A 17,215-nucleotide genomic window follows, 5' to 3' on the forward strand; every position below is an offset into this window, starting at 1 on the left:
ACTTATGACGACTTTCTTTTTCATTGATATACCCAATAAGAAAAAACCGCCCGGAGGCGGTTTAGATGTAAATTAGAATTGGTAAGCTAGATTCGCAAAGTACCTACGCTCAGGAGCATTATATCCTAGCGTTGTTTGGTATTTTTCATTCGTCAGGTTATCAACTCGACCACGAACAACCAACTCAGGAGAAATCCAATACCCTACAGAAACATCCCACAAGCTCACTGATGGCAAAATATTATCTGGATCGGTTGTTTCTTTTGGATTACCCGCTCTATCACCCGTGTATGTATAAGTCAGGTTCACATCAAAATCTTCATATGAAGCATCCATCAACCACTTATAGTTTTCATCAGCACGCTTCGCTAATTTGTTGCCCGCAGAGTCTTTATGATCTTTAAACTCAGCAACAACTGTGTGATGGATAAACCACGTGTCAAAATTACCTGTAATTTCTAAACCTTTAAGTTTTGCATCTACGTTTTGAGGATACCAAAATGGGCTACCTTCATACCAAATGATTAAGTTATCGACTTCATTATCGTATGCAGTCACATCCAGCTTGAATAAATCGAATTCACCGGTGTATCCAATTTCGCGATTTTCGGCTTCTTCAGGCTTTAGGTCTGAGTTTGTTGTCAGATCAGAATAGCTCGGAGCTTTAAATGATGTACCAGCTGCAGCTCTTAACGAGTGTTTCTCCGTTAGGTAATAGCGAGTACCTAAAGACCAAGTCGTATGATTGTCGTATGTATCGTGTTTATCGTTACGCACACTACCTACGATTTGAATATCACCGAATCTAAGTTCAGACGAAGCGTAAACACCCGTAGTATCGCGAGACTCACCAGCTAAAGCATCAGGAGATCCATATGACAAAGCATCATCATCAAGCTTTTCTCTACGCCAATCTGCGCCAGCACCAACAGAAACGTTCTCGTTGATGTAATACTGATTTAAGAACTGTAAGTTCGTTAGGTCTATTTTCTTTTTAGTACCAGCATTATCTTTACCCTGAGCTTGTGAATAGTCTAGGTTCTCGATCGCTTGTTGATTCGCCCTAAGAGTCGAGCTTAAGTTATCACCTTTATAATCAAGAGCAGCTGTAACACTCAGATTCTCAGAGTAGCCATAGTTCTTACCACCAGAATCGTACTCAGTTAAACTATCGAACCAGCGAACTGAAGCACTACCTGAAAAGGCCTCATTAATAGGTTGAGAATACGATACAAAAAGATTTTGGCTTTCATACCCATAATTAAGTCCAGTAGCAGGATCTTTGATATCGTAACCTTCAGTCTCATCAAAACCACCAGCGAGCTTTAATGTTCCGCCATTAGACAAATTACGGGTCGTTGAAAAGTTAGCTTCCTTTTGAGCGTCACTACCAGCTCCAACGGAAATCATTGTCGATTCAGTTGAACTACCAGAGGCTGTAATAACATTAATTACACCCGCTACAGCATCAGAACCATAAAGAGCTCCGCCAGAACCACGAATCACTTCAACTCTCTCAATAATGCCTACTGGGATATGATTAAAATTAATACCGCCAGCAGCAGAGTCAATACGGACACCATCAACTAGAAACAATACTTGATCACTATTGTAGCCGCGCATAAAAACAGATGCGCTATGTCCACGTCCGCCACTTTGAGAAACTTCAACGCCAGGTACTCGTTTCAATACATCCACTAGAGATTTAGCTTGGGTTTCTTCGATTTCTTGTTTAGAAACAACCGTTGTTGATGCAATAACATCACTTAAAGGCTGCTCAAAACGGTTAGCCGTAACCACCATGGTTTCGTCAGTAGATGCTTCTTGGGCGTGTAAATTGGAGATAGGTGAAAGCAGCGATGCTACAGCAACCGCTAAAAGGGATTTGTTCATGTTGTGATCCTAAATCGCGTAAATTCCTACCAAACCACATTGTGTAGTTTAGCTACTGGCAGGTATTCGGACTTAAGAGCACAACCTTATGGTTTACCTCATATTCGACTTCCCACAAAAAGCTATTTGCAGTGTCTTATGAATATTCGTTCTCTTTTACCGCTGCGCGTCAGTTCTGGATTCACACCAGATTCCCTCTTCAGCCATCTATACATCCAAATGGCACCAGCTTGCGGGAGATAGTATTAACCTATGAATCATTTGTCTAGTCTAAGATAGTTATAAGCTATAGTTTTCATGCTCGATTTACATTGAATGGCTCTCAACACTGGACAAGCGCCTGTGATTGAATAAAATCTGCGCTCTTGATTTAAAAGCACGACAGCAAAAAGGCATAACAATGGCGAATTTAGATGTAAACCCGCAACGCTACCAAGAACAACTAGCAGAAAAGACTGAGCGTCTTACTGAGATGTTCTCACAATACGATGTGCCTGAGTTGGAAGTGTATGAATCTCCAGAACAACACTACCGCATGCGTGCTGAATTTCGCGTGTGGCATGAAGGTGACGATATGTATTACGTCATGTTCAATCAAGAGACCAAAGAAAAATACCGTGTAGACCAGTTCCCAGCGGCTAGTCGTCTTATCAACGACTTAATGCCTCTATTAACAGATGCAATGAAAGACAACCACTCACTACGCCACAAGCTATTCCAAGTAGATTTTCTTTCTACGTTGAGTGGTGAGATTTTGGTATCACTGCTTTACCACCGTCAATTGGGTGAGCAATGGATTCAAGATGCTAAAGCACTGAAACAGCAATTGAATGATGAAGGTTTTAACCTAAACCTGATTGGTCGTGCGCGTAAGATGAAAATCGTCCTTGATCGTGACTACGTCATTGAAAAGCTAGACGTGAATGGTGACAGCTACATCTACCAACAAGTAGAGAACAGCTTTACTCAACCAAACGGTAAAGTAGCAGAGAAAATGCTTGAGTGGGCTGTCGACTGTACCCAAGACAGCAAAGGTGACTTGCTAGAACTTTACTGTGGTAACGGTAACTTCTCATTAGCACTGGCACAAAACTTTGAGCGTGTACTAGCAACTGAACTAGCGAAGCCATCTGTTGAGTCTGCTCAATACAACATTGCGGCGAACAAGATTGATAATGTTCAGATCATTCGTATGTCTGCGGAAGATTTTACCGTAGCAATGGAAGGTAAGCGTGAATTCCGCCGCCTACAACAAGCAAACATCGATCTGAAAAGCTACAACTGCAACACTATCTTTGTTGATCCACCACGTTCAGGCATGGATGTTGATACTTGTAAGATGGTGCAAGGCTACGAGCGCATCATGTACATCTCTTGTAACCCTGAGACATTGAAAGAGAACCTAGACATTCTAAGCGAAACACACGACATCACTCGTTTTGCTCTATTTGACCAGTTCCCTTATACGCACCACATGGAGGCTGGAGTCTTCTTAGAGCGCATTAAATAAGGGATAGTTACAAAACTTAATATCCAAGAAACCACTCTGGGTACGGCTCTGGGTACGGGGACGATTTGAATGCTCAAGATCCTGAACTAATAAAGAGCCCTCTGCTTACAGATTAAAGCCCGAAAAAAAACAAAGTTAAGTGGGCATATAGAAGAGGCTGCCTTTGGGCAGCCTTCTTGATTTATATAATTCCAAACTTCAATTTACCTTTCCAATGAGCTTTGATTGGAAAATTAATCACATCAAATGGTGTATTGATTGAGTTTAGAGGTACGAATAATACTTGCCCTATTACGAGAGATTTATCATCACATGCGCTCTTATAAACTTTAAAGTTATCAGGAAGTGCTTTTTTAAATTACAGAGCTAAACCTTTCCCCATCACGCCTACCGTATTTGCTGTATTGATGACAGCTGAACATACAAAATATTACCTGTCTGATAAGTGATCATAGTAACTCCTAGTACTAGCACTAAGACCGAACAACGAACTCTGACCTGAACTCTGCTACTAATAGCTCCAATCCTCATAAGCCAAAGGCAAGCTATTAAGTAAGTTTCTGCGCTCACGCCAGTCGGGCATATTTTTATCCATAATGGCTCTGAAGCGCTCGTTATGGTGGCGTTCAATCAAGTGGACTAGCTCATGCACCAATATGTACTCCATACACTCTGGTGGCTTTTTAGCTAGCTCTAGGTTAAGCCACAACCTTTTTGCTTGTATGTTGCAGCTTCCCCACTTGGTCTTCATCTTCTTAATGCCGATATCATTTGATTCAACACCTAGCTTCGTTTGCCAATGAGGGAGCAACTTAGCGATAGATTCTTGCATTCGCTTGCGATAAAAAACATTAAGCAACTTTAGACGATTATCAACACTGGTGTTTTTTGTAACTGCTAACTCTAATTTAGTTACGCCTTTTTCTGTCACGGTATGCTTACCCAAGGTATCAACAATGCTAAGTCGATAGCGTTTACCCCAAAGGTAATGACTTTCACCGCTCACCATTTCTCGACTTGATTGGCGAGGCTGAGCAGCAAAGTCTGCCTGCTGCTGCTTTATCCAAGCTAATTTATTAATAATGGCCAAACGGATTGCTTGATCACCAGTACCATGTGGTACTGACAAACGTACACGCCCTTGGGGAGGCAATACACTTAGGTGTAAGTTTTTAATCGCCTTACGATTGACTTGAACCTCTATACCGCCAATAAGAATATCTTCACTGCCTGTTACCGACATTAATGATATTCCTTCTGCGCTTTAACTCGCTCCATCACTTCCACAATATCAACGTCATAGCCTTTGGTTTCTTCGCGAATAGCGTTAGCTATTTCACGCTCTTTAAAGCGGTCACCTAACCAATCAGCTTTTTTTGTGTAACGTACAGCCGTATCAATTTTGGCTGTCAGCACTTCATCATTACCCAAGTTGTCATACAGTGATTGCTTAGCTGCTGTATCAACAGAATCAGGATAACTTGCGCTACGATTACCGCTAGGGTTTACCACTTTTTTAGCCAGCTCTCTGATCTGCTCAAGGTATTCTTGATAGTTCAGCGCTTTTTCGCGGCGCTGTCTAATAATCTCATCTAACAATGACGACATTTGATCGTAATATTTCGGGTTAATTGGGTTTTCATCCACAATCGTTTTACGCACATTGTTCTCAATAGCCTCAGCCATCGCTTCTTCATTCTCGCGTAGGTCTTTAGGTAATGAATCTAACCCTTCACCGTTGTTATTCACCACTAAATCAATGAGGCCTAATTCCTCAAAGTCCATGAGTAATTCACTATCATCAGCACGAATGTACATATCCAGAAGATGGCGCATAGCAGGTTCAAAGCGCTTCATTTCCAGCAAGTCACCACTGGCTAACTTAACCTCGTCACGTACCTTCTCAAAGTAGATAACTTCTTGTCGGATACTGTTGGCCTCAGTAGGTGAATAACCAGCTTGCTCCATCTCATTAGCCAAGTTGGCGTATGCCCTTAAAAGCTTAGCAACTGCTTGATACAAGGTTAAACGGAGTGCTTCTTTTTCTGATCGCTCATCGATATCAGTGGGTTCAACACCCGACTTTCCACAAAAGTAATGGATAAAATCTTTTGTATCACGTGGCGCTTTTACAGGTTCACACAAGGCACGAACCATTTCTAACGCATTGTCTAAATCTTCACGAGACTGCACTAGACGATCTTTAAGCAGACCTGCAACATCATCTTGGTCGTAACCATCAAACGCTTCTGCGGTGTAGTCTTTAATCGCTTTATCCAAAGAACGGAATAAATCTTTATAATCGATAATATAGCCGTATTCTTTATCTTCACCATCAAGACGGTTTACACGGCAAATAGCTTGGAACAGGTTGTGATCAGCCATGCTTTTGTCAATGTAAAGGTAGGTCGCTGAAGGCGCATCAAAACCAGTTAGCAGCTTATCTACAACTATAAGCAAACGCATTTGTCCGGGCTCTTTGATGAATCGGTTCTTCACCAATTTTTCAAACTCTTCTACACGTTTTGCTGCATCATCTTCACTTTGTTCAAAATAATCTGCCAACATTTTCCGGTAGGTGTCGTACTTAAATAGTTTCTCGGTTAAGCCTTCTCCCGACTCTTCACCTTTAATCGAGCCCGCTACTGGCTGATAGCTGGTAACAATGGCACACTTACCCGCTAAATCAGTTTTGCTAAATAAGTCATATACAACACAAGCTTGATGCACACTGGCACACACCAGCATTGCATTACCTCGACCATCCATTAGTCTTGGTTTTAACTCCATATCCATCAAGATATCGCTAACAATCTGCTCTAAGCGAGATTTACTCGACAGCACCTTTTGCATAGTCCCCCACTTCTGCTTAAGCTGCATTCTCGCGAGATTAGAAATACCTTTAGTCTTCGCTTCGAACCATTGGTCGACCTTTTTCTGTGAAGTTAAATACTGATCAATATCACGCGCTTCATAGCGTAGATCGAGTACCACACCATCTTCTACCGCTTCATTGAATTTATAGGTATGAATATAAGGACCAAACACCTCTAAAGACTTTTTCTTGTCCTTCTTCATCAGTGGTGTCCCCGTAAAACCAATAAACATCGCATCAGGTAAAATGGTTTTCATCGCACTATGCAGCTTGCCTGACTGGGTTCTGTGGCATTCATCAACAAACACAAACAACTTACCTTGAGCGGTAAAGTTACTCATCACACTACTAGATAACGATTCAATATATTCAGCCGTAGCTACTTCACTTTCTTCGTTATCGTCTTCACCATTACGACCAAATTTATGTACTAACGAACACAACAGCCATAGATTCGGCTCACCTAAGGTGGCAATGAGATCACGGCCACTTTTAGTACGATAGATTTCTTCATCAACGCCAAAGAATACCGTCTCAATCTGTTCATCAAGCTCAGTGCGGTCAGTAATAATGAGTACCCTTGAGTCACTCACGTTCTCTCTAATCCATTTAGCCAACCACACCATGGTTAAGCTTTTTCCTGAACCTTGGGTATGCCAAATAATCCCACCTTGTTTGTTAGCTGAGTGGGAGTTCACATGCTTTTTAGCGGCTTGAATTCCGAAAAACTGATTATGGCGACAAGTCTTTTTAACACCAGCATCAAACACAATAAAATCATGAATTAGCTGTAAGAAGCGCTTCTTGTCACACAGTTGTGCTAGATGAGTATCTAAGATGGTATCAGCCGTAATACCAGCCTGTGGTAGAGCGGTATCACTACTTGGTTCTTTCCACTCTAGATAGTATTTCTCTGTGGTTTCGATGGTGCCATAACGAATGCCTTGGGTATCGTTACCCGCCATGACTAGCTGCATGCTGGTAAAGAAGTTACGAATGAAGGCTTTTTTCTGGTTGTCGAGGTTTTGACGAATGCCTTCACTCACGGATACAGACGAACGCTTAAGCTCAATAACCCCCAAGGCAATACCATTTACATACAGTACAATGTCAGGCCGCTTTTTATGTTCGCCTTTTACGGTCACCTCTTCTGCTATGGCAAAGTCATTCGCTTCGATGTTTTCCCAGTCAATTAGCCATACGGTCTGGTTTAACTCACCAGCACCTTCTTTCTCTTTTACGCCATAACGGAGTAACCGATAGACTTCTTTATTGGCGTCGTAAAGCTTTTTACCTTCACCCAGTGCTGCGGCCATATCCAACTTACGTAAAGTACGTGCAATCAATGCTTCAGGTACTTCACGCTTTTTTAACCAACTGCTTAGTAGATTAGTTTCAACGTTGCGATTATTTTCGCGGTACTCCCAGTTACCTAGGTAGTCATACTTTAACTGGTCCCGAAAAAATCGAACCACGCGATCTTGGGTTGCACGCTCTTTTTGGCCGACAGTACTCATCCATTCATTCCTTTCTATCAAACCCTTTCTAGCAAATAGCTATCAAGCAACGATCAAGTAAATTACAACAATATAAATCAACCACTTGAGCAAGAATAAAGCAATTGACCGATAAGTTATTGTTATTTTATCAAACAACGATCAAGCAAATTAGCTCCAATGCGGTACATAGCGCATCGCTTTTGCTCCGGCTTCGGGATCATATGGCTTAACCAATCTGCTACTTACTGCATCTTTAATCACTCGACTCACCGTAGCGCTATTTTGAGTTTCTAACTGTTGTGGCGTCATATCAACGAACATAGCTAACTCCAATCGCGCTAGGCTGTGCCATACAGAGTTATAGCTAAGTTGCTCATTGAGTTTCCTTAAATTCATAAAGTTAGATGCGGCCCTAAATACGCCACATATATCCGCTTACTTGCTGAGTCAGCATAAAAATGCAGACGGTATCCATCAGGTAGTTTTACATGATTCTCGCAATAGACCTGCCGCCCATCATCTAACCAAAACATGCGCTCTTTCTTCTTTTTGGGATCACCATTTACGCTGTTAGATTCACCACTGACTTCAGCTGCCAAGCCCACGTCTCTTAAATACTCATGGCGGTACTCAACATACTCACCAGCAAGCCATTTCTCACCAAACGACTCCAGCACATTTAGCGCATCACGCGCCTTGAATAATACATCCGTTCTAGCAGACCAACCTTGCAAACTTGTACCTATTTGATTTGACAACAAAGTGATATGAGGAAACAATTCCTTTCTTTTCAGCCAAATATCCTTAGCGGTATTTAACAGCGCATTACGACGCTGTTTTAATTCATCACCATGCGCTTCTAAACTCGCAGAACCACTCAGATTTAAAAGTATTTCTTCTCTTTGATCTGGTGTCGCTTCTAGATCGAAAATCCAGACTTTAATGTGACCATTTGCCCAAGCGGCCAGAGCCGTGAAACTAGCAAGGAACGTTTCAAAATAAAACGCGGCTAATAGCACAGACTTGCCTGAATCCTCTCTAGGTAACCCAACTTCCACCGTATCACTAATACTTTCAAGATCCACGGTTTCAAAAAGTGGCTGTTTCGTTTCAAGGGATTTAAGAAAGCGGCACCAATCCGTAAGCTCCTCAATCTTGCTTGCCGAGGCAAACCAATTGCGTACAAAGTATCCATCCACCAGTTCTAGTCCCATTAGCGACTTATCTTGATCTTCATCGACCAACAAAATTTTCAGCCCAGCAGTTCGGCAAACTTTAAGCATTGTAAAAAAAGCCAATAATCCTTTATCTGCATCCTCTTTGCTGGCAAACGGCAGAGAGTGATGATTCAGCACAATTCCATTGCTCATAACAGCTGATCCAGTTCCTTATCCCATTGGTCAAAGAAACCTTCAGGCCAGCAGTCAATTCGACCTTCATCATCAATATTGGGATACATAACTTCTGAGGCATGAATGGGATTATGAACATCTCGCTGTAAGAAAAAGACTTTTACATCATCAGCAGCAATCACTTTCTGCTTAACAGCAACACGCATACCGTTGAGGAAGTGATCGGAATGGGATTCTACAATTAATTGCACACCATTATTTGCTGCGATGGCACACAGTTTACCCATCAATGATTGTCCAGCGGGGTGCAAGTGTGACTCAGGGTTTTCAATAATCAGCAAATCACCTTTTGCCGCACTTAAAATACTGGTCACAACAGGTAACACATAACTCAAGCCAAAGCCGACATTCTGCGGTTTAAACTCTTCGGTCGTTTCTTTACCTTGGTTGAAAGAGTAACTTAAGCTCGCCGAGTTAAACTGAGGTTGCGCCACTGCTTTGATTTTTAAACCGGGCGTAATATCCGACATCCACGCTTCAATATTGGCAAGCAAGGTTCCTGAAATAGCTTTGGGATGGCGTAAAGCTTCAACTCCCAGCTCTTTAGCGCCATTGACCGCGATAAAATGAACTGCAAACTCACCATGATGGCCAAGCGATTTCAAATCACGAATATGAAACTCAGACAATTGGTGATGACTTTGTGGGCTTAATCTATCGGCACATAAATACTGAAAATTAGAGTTGAATAAACTCAAAGACTCAGCATCTCCATCAATACCTGATTTGCGCAGCGGCAAAAGATCCGTGTCGTGTTGATAGTCGAATTCAATCCGTGTGGGTTGTTCTTTCTCGCTCCACTTCACGGTGAAAATAATCTCTTCTTCCTCACTAAAACTGGAAAGAGCGTCTTTCCCGGTGCCGATATTGACGTAATCGCCATTCAGAAGAAGCCCCTTAGTTTTAATGGTATTTCGTTCGTAAGACTGCCTGAGAAGCAATAAGCTCTGTACTAGAGTCGATTTGCCCATGCCATTAAGGCCTGAGAACAAATTCAGGTTCCTTAGTGGAAAGCTGGCATTCAACAAAGTTTTAAAATTCTGAATATTAATGAACTCAATCATTCAACACCTTCCTAATCAACGCATTGACTTTTTCATAGCGTATTTCGACATGCTCTTTGCGCTGAGTAGAGTAGCTAATAGCATTAATAAACTCAGCATCTTCTAATAAAGCTCGTGCTTTTTCTTGAAACTCAAATTGCCTACTAGCTAAGAGGCTAAATTCGATTTCAGTTAATTTCGCCAACATAATCATCCAAACTTCAAAAAGAGTGGCATTTTTTGACCGTCTTCTTGATTTAGGGTTTTTTTCAAATCCCTTTTCTCCCAAAAGTTGGTGACAGCGTTCAATCGCGGTTGAATATTTAGTTTTAAACTCTGCGCGGCATGCATCATCGCCTTTCTTGATGTCCTCCATGGCTTTATCTAAAAATGAAGCAATTTCTTTTTTGTTTTTAGGGTCTAAATAATCAAAGCGATAAAATGCCCAGAATCGCAATACTAGCTCCTGATCCTTCATACGCTTAGAAAGGTCACCTAGCATGGCTTTTGAGCATTCTGAACTGGCTAATTTTTCGAGCAGTTCTCTGTCTCGTGGCTTAGCGAGCGCATTACGAATCTCCTGATTATTGAGCGTTAAACCACCCGTATTGATACGGCGAAACACCGAATATTTAACATCCTCAGGCGTGCCCGGTTTAATCATGTACACAGTAACAGGGCATTCTTCAATACGGCGCTGATATTGGCGATGTAGCTTATCGAACGTTTTGCCATTGAGATCAGTTAAGAACTCCAACCCATTGAGGCGAAGCTTTTTATCTAATACAAATTTGCGAATAGTAGATAACCGCTGCAAGCCGTCAACAATCAGCCAATTATTTTCATCGGATGCATCAAAATAGAAAGCCGGTAATGGGAACCGAATCAAAATGGATTCGATTAAACGGCTCATCTTGCGGTTATCCCACAACTCTGCATGACGCTGAAAATCAGTATTCATATCGATTTCATTGTGATCAATTCGCTTAATCAAGGTATCCAATGACTTTGGCTCAGCGACGATATCAATATCTGTCGGGTTAAACGGGCGCATCACCTCATCAAGTAGTTCCGGCTCTTCCTCTTCCGTAACTGGAGCAATCAATTCTTCATCGAGCTCGGTTTCTTGATAATCAGTCATCTACTTCTCCTTGAATTAATCTTGTCTTACCCGTGAGCAGTTCTTGCATCATACCTTGTTTGATTTGGCGAGTTTTAGTTAGGCGCTGTTGTAATGCCTGAATTTCCTCGTCCATATCGGACAGGATGGTAGCAATAGTGGTTTGTTCTTGTTTTGTGGGAGGGCATTGAATTTTGTAATTTTGAATTGCAGATAAAGGAACTCTGCGATGTCCTGCACTACCAACCATTTCACCTTCAAGCTCTTTTCGTAGGCTTTCCCTTGTAGTCCAGAAATAAATAAAGTCGGAGTCAGCCGAACGTCTAGATCTCAATACGTGAAACTCCGTGCTGCCAAAGCCAATTTCTGTTCCTAGAGAATGCGTTTGAGCACCTTTACCATTTTCAAAACAAGGGGTAATTTTTGCAACAAGAACATCCCCTTTTTCAAAATAAGTAAATCCTGATTTAACATCACCGAAGGGTATCTGAGTTTGCATTTTTAGTTGAGCGCTTTCACTCACATCTTGCATTCCAACAAATGTTGTTAAATCAATAGTCTTAAGTTTTTTTCTGAGAATTGTTGGCTCGAATAATTCACCAAAATCAACAACATCCCAATCCTCTGGAATTTCACCTAGCTCGCTTGGTTTAGTACCTTTGATTTGCCCTTGCTTGTCGCCATCAGCGTAAATTGAAAACTGCGGTAAACGAGTCTTACCAGTCAGTAGTTGCTGCATGGTAGCGGTTTTAATCGCTTGTTTTTTAGCAATGAGTTTTGCTAACTCATCGAATAATGCATCGACGTCAGATAAAGCAGTGGCAATAGCGGTTTGTTCTTTTTCTGATGGTAAGCCTATCGGGTATGCTTTTAATGCAGGTAAATCAACTCCCGTCTGACCAGATGAACGTTGTGACAACGTGTCCATCAACTCGAAAAGTTGCTCATCTTTTAAAATGTAATAAAGAAACTCCCTATTAATACAGCTTGCTGGTATCGCCTTGATTAAGGCTACATTGTAGGCACCTTCAATACCCCTTAGAATTTGAAATATAGGCGGACCATATCTGCCTATCATGATGTCATTTTCATCACATTTTTTACGAGCTAACTTTTCTGGAATATAGACAGTATTTTTATCTGATTTGTAGTCTCGAATTTGAATAAGTCTAATATAGCCGGGCTGCTGCTTGTAACTAAAAGTACTCTTTTCAGGTTGCGATCCGCCTACAAAACAACATACATCATCAAGAGTTAGGGAAGCCCAATCATTAGGAATAATCCCAACTTCAGTTTGCTTATATCCATCAGGTACTACTTGGCTTGTGACTTGACTCATAGTGTCCACTCCAAACCCATTGCTTTCAGGTGGCCTGCTACTTTGTCACTCAAACCATCCACAGATTGAGTGAGTGTTGGCAGTGGTGCGCTGTAACGCTCTTCCAACTGTTTGACACGACTGGCCATTTGCTGGGTTACACGCTCAATCTCAGCAACAATATTAGTTTGTAGGATGGCGTGCCACTTATCTTCAACGATAAGAACTTTCACTTCATCAATGCTCAGTCTCGGGTATTGGTTGAAGACAGCTAAATCTAAGGCTTCTTGCGCAGTTTTTACCGCCTTCTTAGCGGCAGCATCGGCATTAAACAGTTTAGTCGCTTGCTTAAGGGCAGCCAGCTCTTCACTATCGGTTACGAGCTTGGTTCTTGCAGCTACGCTAGCTTTGGTGATTTTGTCTTTGTCATTAATAGCCTCAACCAATAAACCGTCTTCTGCTCCTTGTTCCTCTAGGTAACTTTCAAGCGCTTGGGTAGCAGCATCTTGCTTGGCTTGTAGTTCGTCAATCGCTGCTTGCTTATCGGCAAAGTAACGAGTCACAATTAAGCTTGGCGGGATAAGTTCAGCCTTGTATTTCTTCTTAGCAATGATGAGATCTGGTGTTTCTTTTAGTTTCTCGCCTTTAACGACCACCAGTTCACGCAGTACTTTACCCGCTTGCCAATCATCTTGTACCAGCACATACACATCATCTTGCAAGGTATAGGCCCAGTAATCCATGAGGATTTGGTAAATATCGTATTTACTCAGCAGTTCACTGTTGGCGTAAGCGGTTAGTAGTTGCTCTGAAATCTCATGGATAAGCTCTTTAGGGCTGTCACCTTGCTTTATCTCGCTAAGCTGTACCTGCTTAGACCATGCAGTAAAAGGCGACAAGCTACGGTTAGCGAAGTCTTTAAATTCTTGATGAGCAAGAATACTGCTTTTTACCTTGCTCGCTTCCACTAGACCGTGGCTATAACCTTCACGCGCTGCTTGACCTTGTTTCTCACCGAACAAAGTGGCTCGAATATTTGGGAACACTTGCCAGAAATGCTCAAGGGCATCGATATCTTTATTTGGGATACCGCCCTGTAGGTGAGCACTTAAATCATGTAGATCTTCTGGCTCACTTGAGTCGATATAACGGGGGATATTAAGGTTGTAGTCATTTTTAGCGATTTCATCAACGCTAACTAAGCGGCTAAAACGCTCTAGCACTAACCCCTTATTAAACACATCTACGATTTTGTGAATGTCTTGACTACGCAGACGGTTTTTATTGCCATCCTTAATGAAGCCCTTACTTGCATCAATCATAAAGATTGAGCGGCCTTGCATTGTCCCCTTTGGATCTGCGACCGCTTTTTGAGCATGCTCTTTATCGATAACAATAATACAAGCTGGAATGCCAGTACCGTAGAACAGGTTAGCAGGTAAACCAATAATGCCTTTTATGTAACCTTGCTTAATTAGGTTTTCACGAATATCAGATTCAGCATTACCACGGAATAACACCCCATGCGGCAAGATCACCGCACCTTTACCAGTGCTTTTTAGGCTGGTAAGGATATGCAGCAAGAAAGTGTAATCGCCATTTTTTTCTGGTGGAGTACCCCAAACAAAACGCTTAAAGAGATCGTCTTTTGGGTTTAGGCCACTGGTCCAGTTTTTATTAGAAAACGGAGGGTTAGCAACGGAGAAGTCGAATGTTTTCAACTTGTCTGCGGCGTCTTTCCACTGCGGATCAGCAAGGGTGTTACCTTTCCAGATTTTAGCCGTCGCATTGTTATGCAAAATCATGTTCATGCGTGCCAATGCGCTGGTGGCGTTATCCATCTCTTGACCAAAGATAGATAAGCCGCGTGGTGCTTCGTCACTGGCTTTTAATAGTAGCGAGCCTGAACCACAAGTAGGGTCATACACTGTCGCATCTTGTGGGGTGTCCTTAGTAATGCCTACTACTTTAGCTAGAATTTGAGATACTTCTGAAGGCGTATAGAACTGGCCCTTAGATTTACCCGATTCTGTCGCAAAGTGACGCATTAGATATTCGTAAGCATCACCTAGTAGATCATCACCATCAGCGCGGTTATCTGACAAGTCTAAGCCTTGGAAAATACCCACCAGCTTAGTTAGACGGTCAACCATCTCTTTGCCTTTGCCAAGTTTGTCTTCGTCGTTAAAGTCAGCTACGTCTATCACGCCTTTTAAGTCGTTTTCTTCGGCAAGGGCCGCAATGATTTTGTTAATTTTGTCGCCAATTTCTTTATCATTTTTAAGCGTAATCAGATCATCGAAGCTAGCACCTGTTGGCACCACCATCATGCCGTAAGGGTCACCTTTGTATTTGTCTGATACGTACTTCATGAACAACATTGTCAGTACGTAATCTTTGTATTGGCTGGCATCCATACCACCACGCAGTTCGTCACAGCTTGCCCAAAGGGATGAATAGAGTTCTGTTTTTTTAATGGCCATTGTTTTTGAAAACCTTGATGAGAGTTGGGCAGTTACAATTGTGTTGTGTTTAAGCCAGCCGCTTTTAAGCGAGTGGTTAGGTTGCGCATTTTTGAGAATTCAGTACCGAAGCTACCTTTTAAGCCCACGCCTTCGCAGAACTCTTTAGCTGTGATGCTTTTCAGATCATCAGCATACTTGATCATTTGCAGGTGCATTTCTGCGGTGTATTGATTACGAGGGGCATCATTTAAGGCTTGCTTGATGCTGTTGAAAATGGCTTGCTCGGTCATGTTATTGTGCCTTTGATTTGCATACGGTTACATACTTTTAGCTAATTTATATAAATTATCTAAAAAGCATGTTCAACGCAATAATCACATGATAAAAAAGAGCTTACGCTCCCACTTCACCAGCAGTATTATTAGGCTTTTACTTATTATCACTCCTTTGATTAGCGAATAATGGTGACTAGATAGCCTCCATCAATTCGTCCTTCCCTCCCTGCACCTAAAATCTAAATCTTTTCAAATATATTTCATCACTATGCATAACCCCATTGATAGAACAGGAACTACTTATGCACAGATCCCCCTTACCCACAACTTCATTCAACAAAACAGCTTTGCCTATCTCTCAGGCTCTTCTGGATACATTAAACAACGTTCTAAACAAACACACAGGACTCGCAGAGGGGCGTCACATCATCCATTTCAGTAACAAGCACTACTCCGCTGAACATGGAGGCTACCACCCTATTGATATTGCGCTGAAGAAAGACATTAACAACAAGTACACAATCCTTTGCATCACTGACCTCAGCTTCAATGGATACCCTTACCCGACACTTGAGCGAGACATTGAGTTTGATTTCACTCATGCCACAGTCTTCACTCGACACTCCGGTTTTAAGAATATGACTGCCCCCAACACCGACAAGCTATACACACTATGGGAATCCAAATTTATCGCTAATTTAGCCAAAGGAATCTACAACCCAATCAAGCTGCGTAGCCCCTAATACCAAAGCGCAATTGATAACCACCGCCACTCTCCCCTAGCTTCTAGTATCACCATGATTTTACTACCTTACTCTTTCAAAGGAGAAATACCTTATGTCCTATGACATTGTCTATGAACAGCTGGCACTGCGTGTACCAAAAGAAGACGTTATTCAGCAAGCCTGTACCTTCTTTAGAGAACACCTAAACCATACCGACACCCGAAGTACCGACGAACTCAAACAAGCCCTGTATGAACGTTACAGACTTAGGCTACGTGAAGATGACCTACTCATGCTCCACATGCTCATTGGCTCTAGCAATCTCTTTGACACCGAGACAAACAAACGAGCACGTAGCTGGCAGTTCTGTGGTGTAAACACATTCAACCAACTACTCGTGAAATACGGTTGTGACTGGTCAGCAGCCGCTGAATCAGGAGATGTCAAATTCAATGGTCGAGACACCAAAGCAGAAGGTTGGATACGTGCATTACGTAACACACTGAATCACGCTAAAGACTATGGCGTGATGCCGTATTGTCACACCCTAGAGGTATGGCTTAAAGCACCATTAGATACCTCGAAACAAACCCAACTAGATGAGTTAAAAACGCAACTAAGTGATTTAGATGCAACTTGGAAAGAACGGCAACGATTTGATGACGATGGCTTTGATGTCTCAATAAAACCCAAGTCTGCTTTTGAGATGTGGCTCTTTCAGCAGCTCATCAATGGCTACCAAGGCAAGTGCTGGATAAATGGCTCAGAGCCGCCCTATCACGCTGTAAAGAAGCATTCTATCTAATCCGTAATAGCTTAACGCCCCCAAAAACACGTTCACCCACCATCTATAGGCCATCTTGTTATCAAGGTGGTCCTTTTTATTTTATTCGTAAAAAGGAAACACTCATGCCATCAACAAACAAATCAGACTCATCATTTATGCCAGAGGCAAAAAAAATCAAACCACTCACGGTACTTGTCCACTGGTCTGAGTCTCGGGAATTCACTGAAGAGACACTCTATGACTTTAGTGAGTTCGAAAAGAAAGCTCTGGAGGTGAAGTGGCATAGTGAATTT

14 protein-coding genes and 1 riboswitch are annotated in these 17,215 nt (G+C 42.1%); of the genes, 4 read left to right on the forward strand and 10 right to left on the reverse strand.

Annotated elements, in window-relative coordinates:
• Positions 1 to 72 precede the first annotated feature (72 nt).
• Entirely contained in the window at positions 73 to 1,893 is a 1,821-nt protein-coding gene (locus tag BCT49_RS02870; protein WP_102434062.1) for a TonB-dependent receptor domain-containing protein, read from the reverse strand.
• A gap of 40 nt (positions 1,894 to 1,933) precedes the next feature.
• A riboswitch (cobalamin riboswitch) is annotated at positions 1,934 to 2,138 on the reverse strand.
• A gap of 155 nt (positions 2,139 to 2,293) precedes the next feature.
• Between BCT49_RS02870 and trmA the strand changes: the two genes are divergently transcribed.
• Entirely contained in the window at positions 2,294 to 3,403 is a 1,110-nt protein-coding gene (gene trmA / locus BCT49_RS02875; RefSeq protein ID WP_102434063.1) for a tRNA (uridine(54)-C5)-methyltransferase TrmA, read from the forward strand.
• A 511-nt stretch (positions 3,404 to 3,914) separates the two neighbouring features.
• On the opposite strand, the gene BCT49_RS02885 is transcribed toward trmA, so the two are convergent.
• The 9 genes from BCT49_RS02885 to BCT49_RS02925 all read right to left on the reverse strand — a co-directional run bounded on the left by BCT49_RS02885 (position 3,915) and on the right by BCT49_RS02925 (position 15,425).
• On the reverse strand, positions 3,915 to 4,646 hold the full coding sequence (locus BCT49_RS02885) for a M48 family metallopeptidase (protein ID WP_102434064.1): 732 nt from the start codon (positions 4,644 to 4,646) through the stop codon (positions 3,915 to 3,917).
• The gene (locus tag BCT49_RS02890; protein WP_102434065.1) at positions 4,646 to 7,795 is read right to left on the reverse strand and encodes a type I restriction endonuclease subunit R; all 3,150 of its coding nucleotides are present in this window, start codon (positions 7,793 to 7,795) and stop codon (positions 4,646 to 4,648) included. Before BCT49_RS02890 ends, BCT49_RS02885 begins: the two co-directional genes overlap by 1 nt.
• A gap of 150 nt (positions 7,796 to 7,945) precedes the next feature.
• Positions 7,946 to 8,173 (reverse strand): hypothetical protein, encoded by a 228-nt coding sequence (locus tag BCT49_RS02895; protein ID WP_241824524.1) that lies wholly within the window; start codon positions 8,171 to 8,173, stop codon positions 7,946 to 7,948.
• Positions 8,170 to 9,147, reverse strand: a complete 978-nt coding sequence (locus tag BCT49_RS02900; protein WP_102434066.1) for a hypothetical protein — start codon at positions 9,145 to 9,147, stop codon at positions 8,170 to 8,172. The genes BCT49_RS02895 and BCT49_RS02900 overlap by 4 nt, the downstream gene beginning before the upstream one ends.
• Complete coding sequence (locus BCT49_RS02905; protein ID WP_102434067.1) at positions 9,144 to 10,253, reverse strand: AAA family ATPase; 1,110 nt, start codon at positions 10,251 to 10,253, stop codon at positions 9,144 to 9,146. The genes BCT49_RS02900 and BCT49_RS02905 overlap by 4 nt, the downstream gene beginning before the upstream one ends.
• Positions 10,246 to 11,373, reverse strand: a complete 1,128-nt coding sequence (locus BCT49_RS02910; RefSeq protein WP_102434068.1) for a DUF262 domain-containing protein — start codon at positions 11,371 to 11,373, stop codon at positions 10,246 to 10,248. Before BCT49_RS02910 ends, BCT49_RS02905 begins: the two co-directional genes overlap by 8 nt.
• Entirely contained in the window at positions 11,366 to 12,691 is a 1,326-nt protein-coding gene (locus tag BCT49_RS02915) for a restriction endonuclease subunit S (RefSeq protein WP_102434069.1), read from the reverse strand. The genes BCT49_RS02910 and BCT49_RS02915 overlap by 8 nt, the downstream gene beginning before the upstream one ends.
• Entirely contained in the window at positions 12,688 to 15,153 is a 2,466-nt protein-coding gene (locus BCT49_RS02920; protein WP_102434070.1) for a type I restriction-modification system subunit M, read from the reverse strand. Before BCT49_RS02920 ends, BCT49_RS02915 begins: the two co-directional genes overlap by 4 nt.
• Before the next feature lie 32 nt (positions 15,154 to 15,185).
• Positions 15,186 to 15,425 (reverse strand): HTH-like domain-containing protein, encoded by a 240-nt coding sequence (locus tag BCT49_RS02925; RefSeq protein WP_102434071.1) that lies wholly within the window; start codon positions 15,423 to 15,425, stop codon positions 15,186 to 15,188.
• Positions 15,426 to 15,712: 287 nt separating this feature from the next.
• Between BCT49_RS02925 and BCT49_RS02930 the strand changes: the two genes are divergently transcribed.
• The 3 genes from BCT49_RS02930 to BCT49_RS25640 all read left to right on the forward strand — a co-directional run.
• Positions 15,713 to 16,153 carry a DUF2787 family protein gene (locus BCT49_RS02930; RefSeq protein WP_102434072.1) on the forward strand — a complete coding sequence of 147 codons (441 nt, stop codon included), beginning with the start codon at positions 15,713 to 15,715 and terminating at the stop codon, positions 16,151 to 16,153.
• 94 nt (positions 16,154 to 16,247) lie between these two features.
• Positions 16,248 to 16,940: a hypothetical protein gene (locus BCT49_RS02935; protein WP_102434073.1), complete on the forward strand. Its 693-nt coding sequence runs from the start codon at positions 16,248 to 16,250 to the stop codon at positions 16,938 to 16,940.
• A 137-nt stretch (positions 16,941 to 17,077) separates the two neighbouring features.
• Positions 17,078 to 17,215 (forward strand): LPD25 domain-containing protein (locus tag BCT49_RS25640; protein ID WP_339375373.1); only part of this gene is annotated, 138 nt, incomplete at its 3' end.

It is taken from the genome of Vibrio lentus, from assembly GCF_002875945.1.
In the GTDB taxonomy this organism is placed as follows: domain Bacteria; phylum Pseudomonadota; class Gammaproteobacteria; order Enterobacterales; family Vibrionaceae; genus Vibrio; species Vibrio apostichopi.

Bases quoted from the DNA above. Each gene is read 5' to 3' on its own strand.
- BCT49_RS02870 (WP_102434062.1), bottom strand. From the start codon at position 1,893: ATGAACAAATCCCTTTTAGCGGTTGCTGTAGCATCGCTGCTTTCACCT.
- BCT49_RS02920 (WP_102434070.1), bottom strand. From the start codon at position 15,153: ATGGCCATTAAAAAAACAGAACTCTATTCATCCCTTTGGGCAAGCTGT.
- BCT49_RS02910 (WP_102434068.1), bottom strand. From the start codon at position 11,373: ATGACTGATTATCAAGAAACCGAGCTCGATGAAGAATTGATTGCTCCA.
- trmA (WP_102434063.1), top strand. From the start codon at position 2,294: ATGGCGAATTTAGATGTAAACCCGCAACGCTACCAAGAACAACTAGCA.
- BCT49_RS02930 (WP_102434072.1), top strand. From the start codon at position 15,713: ATGCACAGATCCCCCTTACCCACAACTTCATTCAACAAAACAGCTTTG.
- BCT49_RS02905 (WP_102434067.1), bottom strand. From the start codon at position 10,253: ATGATTGAGTTCATTAATATTCAGAATTTTAAAACTTTGTTGAATGCC.
- BCT49_RS02895 (WP_241824524.1), bottom strand. From the start codon at position 8,173: ATGAATTTAAGGAAACTCAATGAGCAACTTAGCTATAACTCTGTATGG.
- BCT49_RS02935 (WP_102434073.1), top strand. From the start codon at position 16,248: ATGTCCTATGACATTGTCTATGAACAGCTGGCACTGCGTGTACCAAAA.
- BCT49_RS02900 (WP_102434066.1), bottom strand. From the start codon at position 9,147: ATGAGCAATGGAATTGTGCTGAATCATCACTCTCTGCCGTTTGCCAGC.
- BCT49_RS02925 (WP_102434071.1), bottom strand. From the start codon at position 15,425: ATGACCGAGCAAGCCATTTTCAACAGCATCAAGCAAGCCTTAAATGAT.
- BCT49_RS02915 (WP_102434069.1), bottom strand. From the start codon at position 12,691: ATGAGTCAAGTCACAAGCCAAGTAGTACCTGATGGATATAAGCAAACT.
- BCT49_RS02885 (WP_102434064.1), bottom strand. From the start codon at position 4,646: ATGTCGGTAACAGGCAGTGAAGATATTCTTATTGGCGGTATAGAGGTT.
- BCT49_RS02890 (WP_102434065.1), bottom strand. From the start codon at position 7,795: ATGAGTACTGTCGGCCAAAAAGAGCGTGCAACCCAAGATCGCGTGGTT.